Annotated in this window: 14 protein-coding genes and 2 pseudogenes; 5 read left to right on the top strand and 11 right to left on the bottom strand. The window is 71.2% G+C overall.

What is annotated here, in order from left to right; all coding sequences use genetic code 11:
• Nucleotides 1–79: 79 nt before the first annotated feature.
• Both ACFV3R_RS29540 and ACFV3R_RS29535 read right to left on the bottom strand, forming a co-directional pair.
• The gene (locus tag ACFV3R_RS29540) at nucleotides 80–1150 is read right to left on the bottom strand and encodes a zinc-binding dehydrogenase (protein WP_385589506.1); all 1071 of its coding nucleotides are present in this window, start codon (nucleotides 1148–1150) and stop codon (nucleotides 80–82) included.
• A gap of 37 nt (nucleotides 1151–1187) precedes the next feature.
• Nucleotides 1188–2525 (bottom strand): MFS transporter, encoded by a 1338-nt coding sequence (locus tag ACFV3R_RS29535; RefSeq protein ID WP_385589504.1) that lies wholly within the window; start codon nucleotides 2523–2525, stop codon nucleotides 1188–1190.
• A gap of 281 nt (nucleotides 2526–2806) precedes the next feature.
• On the opposite strand from ACFV3R_RS29535, the gene ACFV3R_RS29530 reads away from it, so the two are divergent.
• Nucleotides 2807–3544, top strand: a complete 738-nt coding sequence (locus ACFV3R_RS29530; RefSeq protein WP_385589502.1) for a FadR/GntR family transcriptional regulator — start codon at nucleotides 2807–2809, stop codon at nucleotides 3542–3544.
• A 317-nt stretch (nucleotides 3545–3861) separates the two neighbouring features.
• Here ACFV3R_RS29530 and ACFV3R_RS29525 read toward each other — a convergent pair whose 3' ends face one another.
• The 3 genes from ACFV3R_RS29525 to ACFV3R_RS29515 form a co-directional block, all read right to left on the bottom strand.
• A complete protein-coding gene (locus ACFV3R_RS29525; protein ID WP_385589500.1) occupies nucleotides 3862–4140 on the bottom strand; it encodes a hypothetical protein in 279 nt (92 codons plus the stop codon).
• 231 nt (nucleotides 4141–4371) lie between these two features.
• A complete protein-coding gene (locus tag ACFV3R_RS29520; protein ID WP_385589498.1) occupies nucleotides 4372–5613 on the bottom strand; it encodes a helix-turn-helix domain-containing protein in 1242 nt (413 codons plus the stop codon).
• 267 nt (nucleotides 5614–5880) lie between these two features.
• Nucleotides 5881–6270, bottom strand: a complete 390-nt coding sequence (locus ACFV3R_RS29515) for a DUF6355 family natural product biosynthesis protein (RefSeq protein ID WP_385589496.1) — start codon at nucleotides 6268–6270, stop codon at nucleotides 5881–5883.
• A gap of 600 nt (nucleotides 6271–6870) precedes the next feature.
• On the opposite strand from ACFV3R_RS29515, the gene ACFV3R_RS29510 reads away from it, so the two are divergent.
• On the top strand, nucleotides 6871–7116 hold the full coding sequence (locus ACFV3R_RS29510; protein WP_385589494.1) for a hypothetical protein: 246 nt from the start codon (nucleotides 6871–6873) through the stop codon (nucleotides 7114–7116).
• 147 nt (nucleotides 7117–7263) lie between these two features.
• Here the strand turns inward: ACFV3R_RS29510 and ACFV3R_RS29505 are convergent, their stop codons facing one another.
• From ACFV3R_RS29505 to ACFV3R_RS29495, 3 genes are all read right to left on the bottom strand, one after another.
• The gene (locus ACFV3R_RS29505; protein WP_385589492.1) at nucleotides 7264–8475 is read right to left on the bottom strand and encodes a MalY/PatB family protein; all 1212 of its coding nucleotides are present in this window, start codon (nucleotides 8473–8475) and stop codon (nucleotides 7264–7266) included.
• Between the two features lie 121 nt (nucleotides 8476–8596).
• The gene (locus ACFV3R_RS29500; protein ID WP_385589490.1) at nucleotides 8597–10087 is read right to left on the bottom strand and encodes an amino acid permease; all 1491 of its coding nucleotides are present in this window, start codon (nucleotides 10085–10087) and stop codon (nucleotides 8597–8599) included.
• A gap of 213 nt (nucleotides 10088–10300) precedes the next feature.
• Complete coding sequence (locus tag ACFV3R_RS29495) at nucleotides 10301–10729, bottom strand: MarR family winged helix-turn-helix transcriptional regulator (protein ID WP_385589488.1); 429 nt, start codon at nucleotides 10727–10729, stop codon at nucleotides 10301–10303.
• Nucleotides 10730–10867: 138 nt separating this feature from the next.
• Between ACFV3R_RS29495 and ACFV3R_RS29490 the strand changes: the two genes are divergently transcribed.
• Complete coding sequence (locus tag ACFV3R_RS29490) at nucleotides 10868–11755, top strand: MBL fold metallo-hydrolase (RefSeq protein WP_385589486.1); 888 nt, start codon at nucleotides 10868–10870, stop codon at nucleotides 11753–11755.
• A 128-nt stretch (nucleotides 11756–11883) separates the two neighbouring features.
• A pseudogene (locus tag ACFV3R_RS29485) lies at nucleotides 11884–12470 on the top strand (hypothetical protein).
• A gap of 48 nt (nucleotides 12471–12518) precedes the next feature.
• Here the strand turns inward: ACFV3R_RS29485 and ACFV3R_RS29480 are convergent.
• Nucleotides 12519–13448 carry an NADP-dependent oxidoreductase gene (locus ACFV3R_RS29480; RefSeq protein WP_385589484.1) on the bottom strand — a complete coding sequence of 310 codons (930 nt, stop codon included), beginning with the start codon at nucleotides 13446–13448 and terminating at the stop codon, nucleotides 12519–12521.
• Nucleotides 13449–13523: 75 nt separating this feature from the next.
• Between ACFV3R_RS29480 and ACFV3R_RS29475 the strand changes: the two genes are divergently transcribed.
• On the top strand, nucleotides 13524–13904 hold the full coding sequence (locus ACFV3R_RS29475; protein WP_385589482.1) for a winged helix-turn-helix transcriptional regulator: 381 nt from the start codon (nucleotides 13524–13526) through the stop codon (nucleotides 13902–13904).
• 326 nt (nucleotides 13905–14230) lie between these two features.
• On the opposite strand, the gene ACFV3R_RS29470 is transcribed toward ACFV3R_RS29475, so the two are convergent.
• Both ACFV3R_RS29470 and ACFV3R_RS29465 read right to left on the bottom strand, forming a co-directional pair.
• Nucleotides 14231–14677: a serine hydrolase gene (locus ACFV3R_RS29470; RefSeq protein ID WP_385589565.1), complete on the bottom strand. Its 447-nt coding sequence runs from the start codon at nucleotides 14675–14677 to the stop codon at nucleotides 14231–14233.
• 31 nt (nucleotides 14678–14708) lie between these two features.
• A pseudogene (locus ACFV3R_RS29465) lies at nucleotides 14709–14950 on the bottom strand (transposase); the annotation flags it as partial.
• Between the last annotated feature and the right edge of the window lie 85 nt (nucleotides 14951–15035).

The raw sequence follows: 15035 nt of genomic DNA, 5'->3' as shown, positions 1-15035 counted from the left end.
TGGGGCGGGTGCACGGCGAAGGGGCGGGGGCGGGGGCGCGGCAGCCCCGCCCCCGCCCCGCGGCGGGTGGGGGTGACGGTCAGTCGAAGACGAGGCAGACCTTGCCGGCGGCGCGGCCGGAGGCCGTCTGGTAGGCGCGGCCCGCTTCCTCCTGCGGGAAGCGGTCGGTCACCAGGCGCTCCGGGTGGAGGCCCTGGCGGGCCAGGAGTTCCGCGAGGCGGGTCATGCCGTGGACCGAGGTGACCCAGGAACCGGAGATCGTCACCTGCTTGTGGAGCACGTCGTCGGAGACGTCGAGGGTCATCTGCCCGCCCTCGCCGACCAGTGCGAGGCGCCCGCGCACCCGCAGCGCCTTCAGCGCCAGTGCGCGGGCCGCCGGGTGGCCCGAGCAGTCGACGGCCGCCTCGACGCCGGTGCCGCCGGTGAGGCGGGTGATCTCCTCCAGGGGGGCGTCAGCGGAGTCCAGCACCTCGTCGAAGAGTCCGAGGCTGCGGGCCCATTCGCGGCGCTCGGGCACGACCTCGGCACCGTGGACGGTCTGCACTCCCAGAGCCCTGGCCACCAGGGCCGCCGCCGCACCGACCGGGCCGAGGCCGGTGACCAGCAGCCGATCCGCGCCGCTGACGGCGATCCGGGTCAGCGCCTCGTAGACGGTGCCGATCCCGCAGGCGATGAAGGCGCCGTCGACGAAGGTCAGCGGCTCGGGCAGCGGCACGCAGGTGTTCTCGTCGGCGAGGAGGTACGGCGCGTGGCCGCCGTCGCGCTGCCAGCCGTAGGCGGCGCGCTGCTCGGAGGTGCAGCCGATGAAGTAGCCGCGGGAGCACTCCTCGCACTGGCCGCAGCCGGAGATGTGGTAGACCGCCACCCGGTCGCCCGGGCGCAGGCGGTGGCAGCCGGGGCCGGTCTCGACGACCCCGCCGGCCGGTTCGTGTCCGGCGACGACGCCGCGGTACGCGGCGCCGCCCTCGCCGATGTGGCCGTTGTAGATGTAGTGGATGTCGCTGCCGCAGACGCCGGAGGCGCGGGTGCGCAGCAGGACCTGGCCGGGACCGGGGCGCGGCACCGGCGTCTGGCGCAGGTCGACGGTGCCGTCGCCGGGGAGGAAGACGCCGGTCATGGTGGCGGGCGGCTGCGGGGCGGGGGTGTTCATGTGCGTTCTCCAGCTGGGGGTCGGGCGGCGCGGACTGTTATGGCACCGGGACGGCGGGCGGTTCGGCGCCCTCTACGACGTGCTTGCCGCCCGGGTCCTCGGCGGTCCGCAGACAGGTCCAGGTGAGCAGGGCGCCGAGGGCGTACATGGCCGCGTAGACGAGGACGACTCCGGTGTGGCCGATCAGGGGGTCCAGCAGCGCGTAGGTGAGCGGTCCGACGAAGGTGGACAGGCCCGCGGCGAGGCTGTAGACGCCCATGGCGTTGCCCTTGTCCTCCTCCGGGACGAGTGCGGGCAGCAGGGCGGACAGCGGGATGTAGCCGGCCAGCATGATGCCGTAGAGGACGGTGGCGGCCAGCGCCACGACGTAGTTCCCGGGGGCCAGTTGCGGCGTCCAGTACAGGACGAGGACGCCCAGGGCGCAGCCGACGCCGCCGGCCCAGGCGATGGTGTGGCGCCAGCCGATGCGGTCGCTGAGCCGCCCGAAGACCGGGTCGGCGAGGATTCCGATGACGCCCATGAAGGTCACCAGCGCCAGGTACCGGGACTCGCTGATGCCGATGCGGTCGGTGAAGAAGGAGGGGAGGAAGACGAAGAACCCGAAGTACGGGGTGGTGTTGATCATCCGGACGAGGGCGGCGACGCCGGTGCGCGGGTGGCGGCGCAGCACGCTGACGCCCCGCAGCATCTCGGTGCGGACGCTGTACCCGGGTGCGGAGGTGTCCACCATGGGACGGGTCCCGCGTGACTCGCGTACCGCGAACGAGCCGATCAGGCCGCCGATCGCGACCAGGCCGCAGGAGAGCCAGAACGTCGGGTAGGCGCCCGTCAGGGGGATGCTGACGGCGGCCACCGCCGAGCCGATGGTGGGCAGCCCCGCGCTGTAGGCGAACCAGAACCAGCCGGCGGCCGAGCCGCGGATCTCCGCGGGGCTGGTGAGCTGCACCCACAGCAGGAAGGCGTAGGCGAACAGCGGGTAGGCGACGCCCCGCAGGCCGTAGCAGAGGTAGACCAGGACGGCGCTGTGACTGGGCAGCGCCACCGCGAGGAAGAGCACCTCGAAGACGACCCAGACGACCGCGCCGAGCCGCATCACGCGACGCGGTCCCCAGACGTTCGACAGCACGCCGGAGAACCAGGAGCCGAGGGCGACGAAGGCCCCGTAGACGCTGATGACCAGGCCGGCCGCGTGGGCGCTGAAGCCCCAGTCGGTGAGGTAGGGCTCCAGGTAGTTGGACTCGACGCCGTCACCGATCATGAAGACCAGTACGGCCAGGTAGCCCCAGGCCAGTGGGCGGGGGATGCCGGCCCGCTCCGTCCAGGGGAGCCGCCTGCGCGGCGCGGGCCGTGGGGGGCTTACGGAGGTCGTTCTCATCGTCGAGGTCCTTCTTCCCGTTCCGGGCGCGTCACGGCTGCCGTCTGCTGCACTGCCGGGGCGATCGGGCTGCCACCGTCGAACGGGGATATTAAATATGAATTATCGACGCCCCTCAATAGTGTCCTGCCTCACACCTCGCCGGCGGGGGCGTGAGCCCGCTCCGGGCAGCCGAGCCGGCCGCCGGTGGCGGGATCTTGAGTCCTCTTTTTTTCCGAATTAACATCTCCACTCGTGCCAGGCCCGAGGACGGCCCCGCCGACGCGAGGAGAGAACCACGGATGGTGTCGTACAAGGGGCGGGGGGTGCACGGCCAGGTGGTCGAGACGCTCGGCCACCGCGTGGTGTCGGGCCAGGTCTGTGAGGACGCCACGCTCGACCCCCGGGCCCTGGGCGAGGAACTCGAGGTCAGCCTCACGGTCATCCGGGAGTCGCTGAAGGTGCTCGCCGGCAAGGGGCTGGTCGCCGCCCGGCAGAAGCGCGGCACCTTCGTGCGCCCCCGCTCGGAGTGGAACGTGCTGGACGCGGACGTCATCCGCTGGCGCGTGGCCGGGGGCGAGGCCGACGCCCTCCTGCGCGACCTGGCTGAACTGCGCCTGATCGTCGAGCCGGCGGCGGTGCGGCGGGCGGCGGAGCGTCGTACCGACGCCGACCTGGTGGCGCTGGAGGGCGCCCTCGCCGACATGGGCGCGGCCGGGGAGGACGCCGCAGCCGCGGCCTCGGCGGACACCGCCTTCCACAGCGCGCTGCTCACCGCCTCGGGCAACGAGATGCTCGCCCGGCTCCACGAGCTGATCGAGCCGGCCCTGCACGCCCGCGACAGCATCGTCCACGCACGGCACCACGCCGCCGGTGACCCCGTGCCCAGCCACCGCGCGGTCCTGGACGGCATCCGGGAGCACGACGCGGACCGGGCCGCCGCGGCCATGGTCGACCTGCTGGCCAAGGCCGCCGCGGACCTCGACCTGGCCGTACGCGACAAGACCACCGGGGAGACCGCCACCCACGCCACGCCTTGAGGAGCATCGCGAACGTCCCGCTGCCTGAACTCCGTGGTTCGGACGGGGCAGCCGACACGCTGAGACATGCCTGCCGTCCTCAGCGAGTCGGGCTCAGTTGCCCCGGGTCACCCGAGCATGGTCAGCGAACACGCGCCGGTAAGTGTCGTGTCCGGGGTTCCGACCGGTATGGCGTAGACACCACAGGTGAACGGTGTCTTCGTCCTTCGAGGTGATGAACTCGCCACAGTCATCAGCGATGCAGTGGGCCTCGCGCTTCCAGCCAAGGTCTGGTGCGTGCTTGATGGTGTGAGGGACGAACCGCAGAACGGCACGGGTCATGCGGACGCCTCAGCGGGGGTTGCCCGGTCTTTGTCGTCGTCCTCGGTTGTGTCTGGCGCAGGCAGGCGGAGCCCGCGACTCTCAGCGATTCGCAGCGCGTCAGTCAGGCACTCCGACAGGCGTAGCGCCGTGTACCTGACCTCAGCGTTGGGGGTCATGAGGTCTTCCAACACCTTGCGGGCTCGCTTGAGAACCTTCTCGCCCATGGCAAGCTGCACGGCCTCGAAGTCATCAGCGAGCCGAGACAGGAAACCGCCCTCGTCGCTGGTACTCAAGACGCACCGCTTGCCATCCTCAGTCTGCCATGGCAGCAACCGGGACGTATGGCCCGTCGACACGTCCGCAACGTACTGCCTTCGCCGGTCGCCTTCCGTTCTCTGCATTACTACGGTCCCCTTCGCCGTTGGTCGGTAGGGGCGACCATAAGAGCGAAGGGAGCGTCACACCACGTGTGTGGGAGGGTAGTTCAGCGAAACACCCCGCCGAACTACCACGCTCCGCAGTAGTTACCCGGCAAGCCCAAGATGAGCCGCCATACTGCGCATCTCTTCCGTCAGCGTCCGCTTACGGGTCTTGAGGATGTCACCCATCACGCGTCGCGCCATGGGCTGATGCGTCAGCCACACAGCGGCCGTCTCACGAAGGTTGACCAATTCGTCCATGGCGTCCTGGTGAGAACTCAGCAAGACGTGAGCGCGGGCAACGTCCAGGCGGTGACGGCCCCAGTTGTTCGCACTCAACCGCCCACAGTTCTTCTGGGCTTTGGGACTCAATGGGCCTTCATCGGCTCGACGGAGAACACCGCGTGCATCACCTACAAGGGCAAGGTCCTCAACGGCTTTCGCCTCAGCGGTCACGGGGCCGAATGCGCTCCAGTGTGAAGGGAAGTCCGTATGCTCCCGCTCAAGAGCACCCCCAGCGGTCGCCGCCATTCGACGGGCGTGCTTTGCCACATCCGGCCGGTTGTTCCGCCGCGCAGCAGCGGCGACCCTGAGCCACAACTCACCCCAGACGGCGAGCTGTGCGGGAGTCGCAGAAGACATGCGCGGTTCGATCTCCGCTGCCGTCTGCGCCGCGATCTGTTCACTCTCGTCGAATCGGTCCTGCCGCAACAGAAGCCAGCCCAGTCCTACGATTCCCGTAGCTGTCAGGTGAGCTTGGCCGGCCTCGCGGGCAAGCCTGATCGCCTCAGCGAGCGCGAAGTAAGCCATGTCGTACTGCCGTACCTGAGTGAGGTATTTGCCCGTGAGCATCAGCGCGTGAGCGCGGGCAACCATGGCCTGTTGCCGCTCTTCGCCCTCAAGGAGGGCTACGGCAGCTTCAGAGGACCGCAGCAAGCCGGGCAGCTTCCGCGCTACGGAGGTGTACCGGTCCGCCTGGTAGAGCGCGTGGCCATCATGTACGCCCTGCCGGATGGCGGAGATCTCCCCGGCTTCACCAGGCTCCGACAGGGACGCGGAGAGTCCGATGGGGGGCATGAGGGCACGTCGCAGATCTGCCAGATGACGCCGGTTCGCCTCATCCTCCGTACCGAGCACGGGTTTCGGCGCCTCGCTGGCGAACAGGGCGGACGTGGTGACCCCCAGCGCACGGGCAAGCGCCGCAAGGGTGTCCATGCTGACGTGCCCGCCTTGCTCCGCTTTCCGGACAGTGCTGAGCGACAGGTCAGCGGCTTCCGCCAATCCTTCTTGACTCAGTCCGGACGTGCGCCGGTACTTCTTGACGTTGTCGGCCAGCCCTGTGGACATCGCCATCACCTCACGTCAAGGGTATGCCCCCGCGCTAGCGGAGCAACGCGGGTTGGTCAAGAGCCGTACGGGATCGACAGGAGGTATCCGACGGGCACTTGAGGCCCGCCCGGCTGCGAGATCAACGCTGCGACCCCGCCCGACACCCGGGGCCGGGCGGGGCGGGGTCGCGGGCGACAGCAGGCCGCCGGCCGGGGGGCGCCGTCCCCGGCCGGGGTCCTGGATCACTCAGGGGTCGGACTCCCGGTCAGGGGGCCGGGATCCCGGTCAGGGGCCGGTGTCCCCGGGGTGGGAGCAGAGTCCGCCGCGGTAGTTGCTGTCGTACCAGGCGCCCGTGGCGTCGTAGTCCAGGACGGTCCGCCCCGGGCCGACGCAGCGGTGGTACCTGCCCCGGGCCCAGCGCGTCACCTGGATCCACACGTTGGTGTTGGTGGCGCAGTGTTCGTACCAGGCGTGTTCGCCTGCGCTGCCCTTGTTCCAGCCGCAGGCGGTGGGACGTTCCGGCGCCGCCGCGGTGGCGGTCGCCCCCCGCGCCTCGCTGGCGCCTGCGGTGGCCGGGCCGGAGCAGGTGAGCGCTCCGGCGAGGGCGACGGCAGCCAGGGCCAGGGTCCCGGCTCGGCGCCGGGTGCGGTGGGTGGCTGGGTTCTGCGGTGTCATGCAGTGGTTCCTTTCAGCGTCCGAGCAGGCGGACGACCGGGCGTTTCCCGGGACGCGTACGAGCCCAGGTGTAACGTCCGGATTCCTCCCGTGTTGCTGTCAATCCTGCTGGTTCGACCGCCTCTTGGGGATACCTCGCACGGGTGATTCCTCCGTCCCGGCCGTGACCGCTGCGCCTGCCGGGGACGCCCGCGCCCCTCGCCCTCCCCCTGCGCCTACGGCGTCACGCCCCCGACCTGCCCGGGCCCGGGCCCCGGCCCCGAGGGTGCCGACACCGCCTCCGCCAGACGGTCGCGGAACCAGCGGTGCCCCGGGTCGGCGGCGTTGCGGGGGTGCCAGGCCATCCCGAGGTCGAGGGGGCGAGGTCCAGCGGGAGGGAGAAGGTGCGCAGCCCCAGGGCGGAGACCGTGGCCGGCAGCCAGTCGGCCAGGGTGAGTGCGACGAGGTCGGCCTCCCGGGCGAGCATCATCTGACCTGAAAAGCCCCACCGTCGCCACGGGGGACATCGCCGCGACCGCGGCGCGGCTGCTCCTGGACGACTCGTGGGACGGGTCCGGCCACGTCGCCTGCCTCGGGCCGGAGGACCTCTCGCCGAAGGAGATGGCACGCACCCTCTCCGAAGCCCTCGGGACCGAGGTCGGCTACCGGCAGATCCCGGGGGCGGCGCTCAAGGAGCGTCTCACCGGCTTGGGGGCGACCGACGCGATGGCCCAGGCGATGGTCGACATGTTCGCCGCGAAGAACCAGGGCCTGGACAACGCCGAACCGCGCACGGAGCAGCCGACGACCCCGACGACGTTCCGGCAGTGGTGCGAGGAGGTCCTCAAACCGGCGATCACGGCCTGAGGCCGCGGCCTGACGGCTCCCCCGGGCCGCACCCGGGCCGCGCCCGGGCCACCGCACGCCTGCGCGCCGGCGGCGTCCGCCGACCCGCAGGCGCGTGCGGGCGGGGGGATGCCGGGACGGGACGGGGGGCGTCCGTCCGCCGTGGGGTCATTGCCGGGCCGCCGCGATGCGTGCCAGGGCCTGCGTCAACACCTCCGGGCCGGTCGCGAAGTTCAGCCTCGCCCAGCCCGGGGCCCCGTACTCCTCGCCGTCGCTCAGCAGGACGCCGGCGTGGTGCCGCAGGTGTTCGGCCGCCGTGCCGTCGCTGCGCAGAGCACGCAGGTCGAGCCAGGCCAGGTAGGTGGCGGGAGGCGGGCTGAAGCCGACGTCGGGGAGCAGGTCGGCGAGTCGGGCGGTGAGCAGGTCCCGGTTGGCACGCAGGTGGGTACGGAGGGCGCCGAGCCAGGCGTCCCCGTCGCGGAAGGCGGCCGTTGCGGCGAGGAGGCCGAGCAGCGAGGTCCGGTGCGTGAGCAGCTCCGGCAGGCGTCGCAGGGCGGGGGCGGTCGCCGGTGACGCGGGGAGCAGCAGGGCGCACTTCAGGCCGGGCACGTTGAACGCCTTGGAGGCGGAGGAGAGCACCACGGCGCGGGCGTCGCGGTGGGCGACGGTGGCGTACGGGACGAACCCGTCGGCGGTGTCCTGGAGCACCAGTGGCGCCCAGATCTCGTCGGCGAGGACCGCCACGCCGTGCTCGTGGGCCAGGCGGGCCACCGCCGCCAGCTCGGCGCGGTCGGCCAGGTGACCGGTCGGGTTGTGGGGGTGGCACAGCAGCATGGCGGTGGCACCCGAGGCGAAGGCCTGCCGCAGGCCGTCCAGGTCGCGGTGCCAGCCGTGCTCGTCGCGCAGCAGCGGCACCGGCCACAGGGTCCGGCCGGTCTCGCGCAGGACCTTGAAGTAGGGCCCGTAGGCAGGGGTTTCGACGACGACCGGGTCGCCGGGGCGGGTGAGGACGCGGAGCATCTCGACGATGCCGACCATGACCTCGGGGACGGTGAGGGTGTCGGCGGGGTCGGGGCGCCAGCCCCAGTGGCGGTCGGCGAAGTCGGTGAAGGCCCGGGGAAGGTGCAGGCCGTCGTGGGGCGCGTAGCCGAGGTCGCCGTCGGCCAGGGCCAGCCTGAGCGCTTCGGCGACCGGGGGTGCCGGCGGGAAGTCGGTCTCGGCCACGGACAGGGCGAGGGCGTCGTCGGGGAGTCCGCCCCACTTGGTGTGGTGCAGGCGGCGCAGCCGGGCCAGGTCGGCGTGGAATGCGTCCGGTGGGATCCGGTCGGCCGGGGCGGGTCGGGTCGGGTCGGGGGCGTGGTGGTCGGGAGGAGTGTCCACGGTGGTTCCAGGGGGACGGGAGGGACGTGGTCGACGGCGCGGCTGCGCGGGTGCGAAGGCGGTGGGCCCCGGACGGCGGGCCGGGGCGCTGGGCTCCGGTGACCGCGGCCGGGCCGTTCGGTCAGCCGGCCGGTGGGCCGTCCAGGCCGGCGGGCGTGCCGGCCCGGGCGGTGGTGGCCAGGCGGCGGACCCGGCCGCGGACGCAGAACCAGCCGGCGCTCAGGGCGATCGCGAGGACCGGGATGCCGAGGGTGGTCCAGCGGTCGGTGGCGTCGGGGCTGCAGGCGAGCAGGACGAGCACCGCGAGGAGGAAGGCAAGGGTCAGGTAGCTGGTGAAGGGGGCGCCCATGAGCGGGAACGACGAGGGCGCGGCCGCTCCTCGGTCGACCTTCCGGCGGAAGAGGATCTGGCAGATCATGATGATCGCCCAGGTGGCGATGATGCCCAGGGAGGAGAAGTTCAGCACGATGTCGAACGCCCGGGTGGGCCAGAGGTAGTTGAGCAGCACACCGAGGAGGTTGACTCCGACGGCGAGCGCGATGCCGCCGACGGGTGTGCGGTGCCGGCTCATCCGGGTGGTCAGCCGTGGCGCGGACCCGGCGACCCCCATGGCGCGCAGGACGCGGGCAGAGGTGTAGAGGCCGGAGTTGAGGGAGGAGAGGGCGGCGGTGAGCACCACGAAGTCCATCACGCCGCCGGCCCAGGGCACCCCGAGCCGGGACATGACGGTCACGAAGGGGCTCTCCCCGTCGTGGAAGAGGCCGGAGGGCAGCATCAGGGCGAGGACGGCGACGGAACCGACGTAGAAGACACCGATCCGCCAGAGCATGGAGTTGATCGCCTTCGGTACCACCGCGCGGGCGTCGGCGGTCTCCCCCGCGGCGATGCCGACGGTCTCCAGCCCCGCGTAGGCGAAGACGACGCCCTGCATGCCCATCACCGCCAGCAGCACGCCGTGCGGGAAGAAGCCGCCGTGCCCGGTGATGACCTCCAGTCCTGTGGTGTGGCCGCCCACCGGATGCCGGGAGGCGAGGACGACGACCCCGATGACAAGGAAGGCGGTGAGGGTGGCGACCTTCACCATGGAGAACCAGAACTCCATCTCCCCGAAGACGCGCACGGCGATGAGGTTCACCCCCAGCACCAGCGTGAGCGCGACCAGCGCGAGGAGCCACTGCGGGACGACGTCGAACATGCCCCAGTAGTGCACGTACTGGGCTGCGGCGGTGGAGTCGCCGATGCCGCCGAGTGCGGCGTTCATGAAGTACATCCACCCGCCGACGAACGCCGCCTTCTCCCCGATGAACTCGCGGGCGTAGGAGACGAACGAGCCGGAGGTGGGGCGGTGCAGGACCAGCTCGCCCATGGCCCGCACCACGAAGAAGGCGAAGACCCCGCAGACCGCGTAGACGAGGACCAGCGCGGGGCCCATCGTGTGGAGCCGGCCGGCCGAGCCGAGGAGCAGTCCGGAGCCGATGGCACCCCCGAGGGCGATCATCCGGACCTGTCGCTTGTGGAGCGTCCTGGCGTAGCCGGAGCCCGCCGAGTCGGCGAACTCCCCTGCCGGCGCCTTCGGGACGGCCTCGTCACCGGTCTCGTCGGTATGCAGCATCACGCACTCCCTCAGCGCCCGCCTGTCGTGGATCTCTACAGGCATCGACGCGGGTGGCGGCGTGGCGCCGCCCGGACACTGCCAAGCGCGGAACACGCTAAGCCTCGCCGGGGCGGTTTTCGAGTCTTTGTGGCGCAGCCCACAGCGGGCACCCCGGGCCGGTGACCGGCCCTTTCGGCAGGGCCGGCGGACCTCGCCTTTGGGGCAGCCGGCTCAGGGCCGGTCGAGTGCTTTCACCAGCAGGCCCTGGAGGGTGTGCTGCTGCTCCGGGGTGAGGTTGCCCAGCGGTGAGTCCCGGGCCAGGAGTTCCAGGAGCCGTGCGCGCAGTGCGCTGCCCTCCGGGGTGAGGACGAGTTGCCTGGCGCGGCGGTCGGTGGGGTGCGCCCGGCGCTCGACCAGCCCCTGCTTCTCGAGCTTGTCGACGACGAAGGTGGCGTTGGAGGGCTCGCAGCTCATACGTCCCGCGAGTTCCCGCATCGGCATCGGCCCGGTCATCTCGCGCAGCGCGGTCGCCTGGGGCGCGGTGAGGCCCAACTCAAGGGCGGCCTGCCGCACGTGGTCGGCGATCTGCTGCGCCAGTCCGTTCACCAGACCGCACACCCGTCGCTCGGCGGTGGTCTGCGGATCCGGTGACGTCGTCATGGCCACCACTCTAGCAAGTTCCATCAAGTCGATATATTGAAAGCTTGAACATTCTCAGCTTGATGCTTACTGTGGCGTCGTCGTCGCCCCCGCGGCGCGGTGAGACCCGAACAGGACACCCCGAGAAGGAGAACGAGCATGACTGTCACCGGAGTTGACCAGGGCGGGCGGCTGCGCAGGCCGGCGGGCATCCGCACGCTGCAACTGGGCGAGATGAAGGTGTCCTACGTGCCGGACGGGGCGGTGCAGCTGCCGCCGCGCGGCTGGCTCCCGGCCACCACCGAGGAGGACTGGGCCACTCGCTCCGACTACCTGGACGCGACCGGCCACCTGGTGGCGAGCATCGGCGCCCTGCTGGTGGAACGCGGTGACCGGGCCCTGCTGATCGACGCGGGGTTCGGCCCGCAGTCCCAGCCGCCCGCCGCGGACGTCCCGGCCGGGGCGATACACGGCGGCGGGCTCCTGGTCAGTCTGGCCGCACTCGGCCGCAGGCCGGAGGAGATCGAGGCGATCGCCTTCACCCACCTGCACCCCGACCACGTGGGCTGGGCCTGGCACCCGCTGCCGGGCAGTGACCGGACCGCGTTCCCCCACGCCGAGTACCTGGTGACCGGGGAGGAGTGGGCCCAGCGCGAGGCACTGGCCGCGCGCGGCCTGTCCGAGGTGGTCACCGCCATGGCACCGCAGGTCCGTACGGTCTCGGACGGTCAGGAGATCTTCCCGGGCGTGCACGTCCGGACCGCCGGCGGCCACACCCCGGGCCACGCCGAGTACGTCCTCTCCTCGGGCGGACAGCGGCTGATCGCCTTCGGCGACGCCCTGCACACACCGGTCCAGGTCGACCACCCCGAATGGTCCGCAGCCGTCGACCACGACCCCGACCGGGCCGCCGAGCAGCGCCGCCGACTCCTCGCGGAGCTCGCGGAACCCGACACCGTCGGCTTCGGCGTCCACTTCGCCGACGTGGTCTTCGGACGGGTCCGGCAGGACGGCGACGGCCCCGCCTGGCGCCCGCTGGAGGACTGAGCCGCCGCGGCGCGCGGCGCGCGACCGGTGATGAAGGTTGTGTGACAGGGCCGGCAGGAGCGGGCGGATGCGCCCCCACCGCCCCTGCCACCCCCTGGGCAGTTTCGCAGTCGGTCGTTGGTCCGGGTGTGCCGTTGACTGATGCGCAGTGGGCGCGGATCGAGCCGTTGCTCCCGGACCGGACGCCGAAGCGGGGTGGCCGCTGCAGTGGGTGCACCTGCCGGAGAAGTACGGCAACTGGCGAGGGGGCTACAACCGGCTGCGGATGTGGGCCGTCGACGGAACGTGGGAGCGGGTGTTCACTGCCCTGGTGGCCCTGCCGACGCGGACGAGGACCTCAACTGGGCCGTCTCGGTCGACCCTACGATCGTGCGGGCCCACCAGCACGCGGCCGGAGCCCGCAAAAAGGGGCCCGGCCCCGGCCGGCGAACCCGGCGACCACGCCATCGGCCGCTCCCGCGGCGGACTGACCACAAAGATCCACCTCGCTGCTGGTGCCCGCTGCCGGCCCCTCGCGTTCGTCCTCACCGGGGGCAACCGAGGCGGCAGGCCACCAGCCTTCGACCACGAGACCTACAAGCAGCGCAACACCGTCGAGCGGTGCATCAACCGCCTCAAGCAGTGGCGAGGCATCGCCACCCGCTACGAGAAGACCGCCACCATCTACCTGGCCGGACTCCACATCGCAGGCATCTTCCTCTGGTCCGCCCGTTGATCCAAGGGTCTCAATCGGGCCTCGCTCACGCGAGGCCCAATGACGGGATCAGACCGTGAGCCCGAGCTTGCCCTGGAGGTGCCCGCCGTCGAGCAGCCGGTGTGCCTCGGCGACCCGCTCGAACGGGAACGTCTTCTGCACGTGGACGCGGAGCCTGCCCTGTTCGACGAGTTCGACGAGACCTCGCAGGGCGACCGGATCGGGGTCGACCGCGATGCCGCTGAAGCGCATGCCGGCCGCCTCGTACTTGGCGATGAGCTCCGAATCCTCCTCGGCGACCGCCGTCACCAGGTGACCGCCCGGGCGGAGCACGTCGAGCGACCGCTCGGCGGTGTCGCCGCCGATCGTGTCGAGCACGACGTCGATGTCGCGGACCGCCTCGGTGAAGTCGACCGCCGTGTAGTCGATCACCTCGTCGGCGCCGAACCCCTCGACGAACTTCCGCTTGCTCCCGCTGGCGGTCGCGATCACGTGCGCGCCGAGCGCTTTCGCGATCTGGATCGCGACGTGGCCGACCCCGCCACCACCGCCGTGGACCAGGACGCGGTCGCCCTCGCGCACGCCGCCGAGGTCGACCAGGCCCTGCCACGCCGTCAGCCCGACGACCGGCAGCGCCGACGCCTCGACGTGCGAGAGGGACGCCGGCTTACGTGCCAGGTGCAACGCCGGCGCCGACACGACCTCGGCGTACGCGCTCGCCGCCCGCGGGAACAGCGGCATCCCGAACACCTCGTCGCCGGGCCTGAACCGCCACGTCCCCGGCGCCTCCTCAACCACGCCGCTGATGTCCCAGCCCAGGACGAACGGCGGCCGGCCGATCAGCGGGAACTCGCCGGCGCGTAGACGCGCCTCCAGCGGGTTCAGCCCGATCGCCTTGACGCGGACGAGAACCTCGGTCGGGAGGGGCTGGGGCTCGGGCGCGTCCACGATGGTGAGCACCTCGGGACCGCCGAGCGTCTCCTGGGTGATGACTCGCATGACTCTCCTGGTTTTGGAAGGGGGAGAGAACCCAGGCTAGGTTTCCGACAGGAACCAGCAGGTACCTTTGGGGCCATGAGCTGTCTCGGTCCCGGTGATCTCTTTCTCGCCGACTGCCCGGCGCGTCTGGCGGTCGAGCTCATCGCCGACAAGTGGACGGTGGTCGTACTAGCCGGCCTCAGCAAGGGCCCAGTGCGCCATGGCGAGCTGATCGAGCTGATCGGCGGTATCTCCCGCAAGATGCTCACCCAGACGCTCCGACGGCTCGAGGCGCACGGACTCATCCGCCGCCACGCCTACGCCGAGGTCCCGCCCCGCGTCGAGTACGAGCTCACCGCACTCGGGACGACGCTGATCGAACCGATCCACATGCTGGCCGAGTGGGCGAGGGAGAACGGCGACGCAGTGCTCAAGGCGCTCGACGAGGATCCCAAGCGGGTCGCCCACAACGACTGACACCCCCCGCTAGAGCAGCGACCTGCTGACGGGTCGTAAGCGGGGGCCGGTCGTGGGCGCAGCCGAACACGCAAGCTCTGCCGCCTTGCTTGACATCTCCTCAACCATGCGTCGGGCAAGGCCAACGCCGTCCATGAGCCGGGCTGTCTGTGTCTGGGACATGGTCGCCTCCAGGCGTCGCCGGCCACTCGCCCAGGCTCACGGCATCGACCGATTCGTTGGACCGCTCCGCGGTGGTGCTCCACCGCAGCGCCAGTCTCGGCCCACGCACCACTCTCCAGTGGCACTCTTCCGCTGATCAGGTGCGGGAAGTGGAAAACATCCACTCAGGGCAGTTGGTCGTAAACGGCTTGCACGTAGGCGGCGCTGCGGTCGGAGCCGAGGAGGCCCGGTCCCATCTTGTTCATGACGTAGGAGATGGTCATGCGCCGGTCGAGATCCGCGATGATCACCGAACCGCCCCAACCACCCCAGAACGCGACCCTGCCGTCGGGAATCCAGGGCAGAGTGGCCCTCTTCGGCAATGCGAAGCCGATACCCCAGCGCACCGGCAGTCCGTTGACGAGGTCGACGCCGTCGGACTGCACGTCGAAGACGAAGTCGATCGTCTTCTCACCGAGCAGCCGGACGCCGTCGACCTGGCCGCCGCGGGCGAGCGCGGACAGGATGCGCGCGGCGGAACGGGCGTTGCCATGGCCGTTCGCCGCGCCGATGTCCGCGGCCCGCCACGCCGGGGTGTTCGCGGTTTCCGGCGCCACCGCAGGGCCGGTCAGCGTCTTGTGGGCGGGAGAGACTGTCCCGGCAGGCGGTCTTCTCGTAGCGGGTGGCGATGCCTCGCCACTGCTTCAGGCGGTTGATGCACCGCTCGACGGTGTTGCGCTGCTGTATGCCTCGCGGTCGAAGGCCGGCGGTCTGCCGCCCCCCTGTCCGCGCTGCCGTCGGTTGATCTGCTGGTCGGCTCGTTCCGGGATCACCGCGCGGATGCCGCGTCTGCGCAGGTGGTGGCGGATCGCGCGGGAGGAGTACGCCTTGTCGGCTAGTACTGCAACGGTGCTTACCGTGACGGTTGTTGGGTTCACTCGTTGGACCGTTCATGGGTGGGGATATATCCGAGGTCGATGCTCGTCGCTG

The organism is Streptomyces sp. NPDC059740, from assembly GCF_042733155.1.
Taxonomy (GTDB): domain Bacteria; phylum Actinomycetota; class Actinomycetes; order Streptomycetales; family Streptomycetaceae; genus Streptomyces.
Note: the sequence above shows the minus strand (reverse complement) of the source record. Positions and strands in the feature narration are given on the sequence as shown.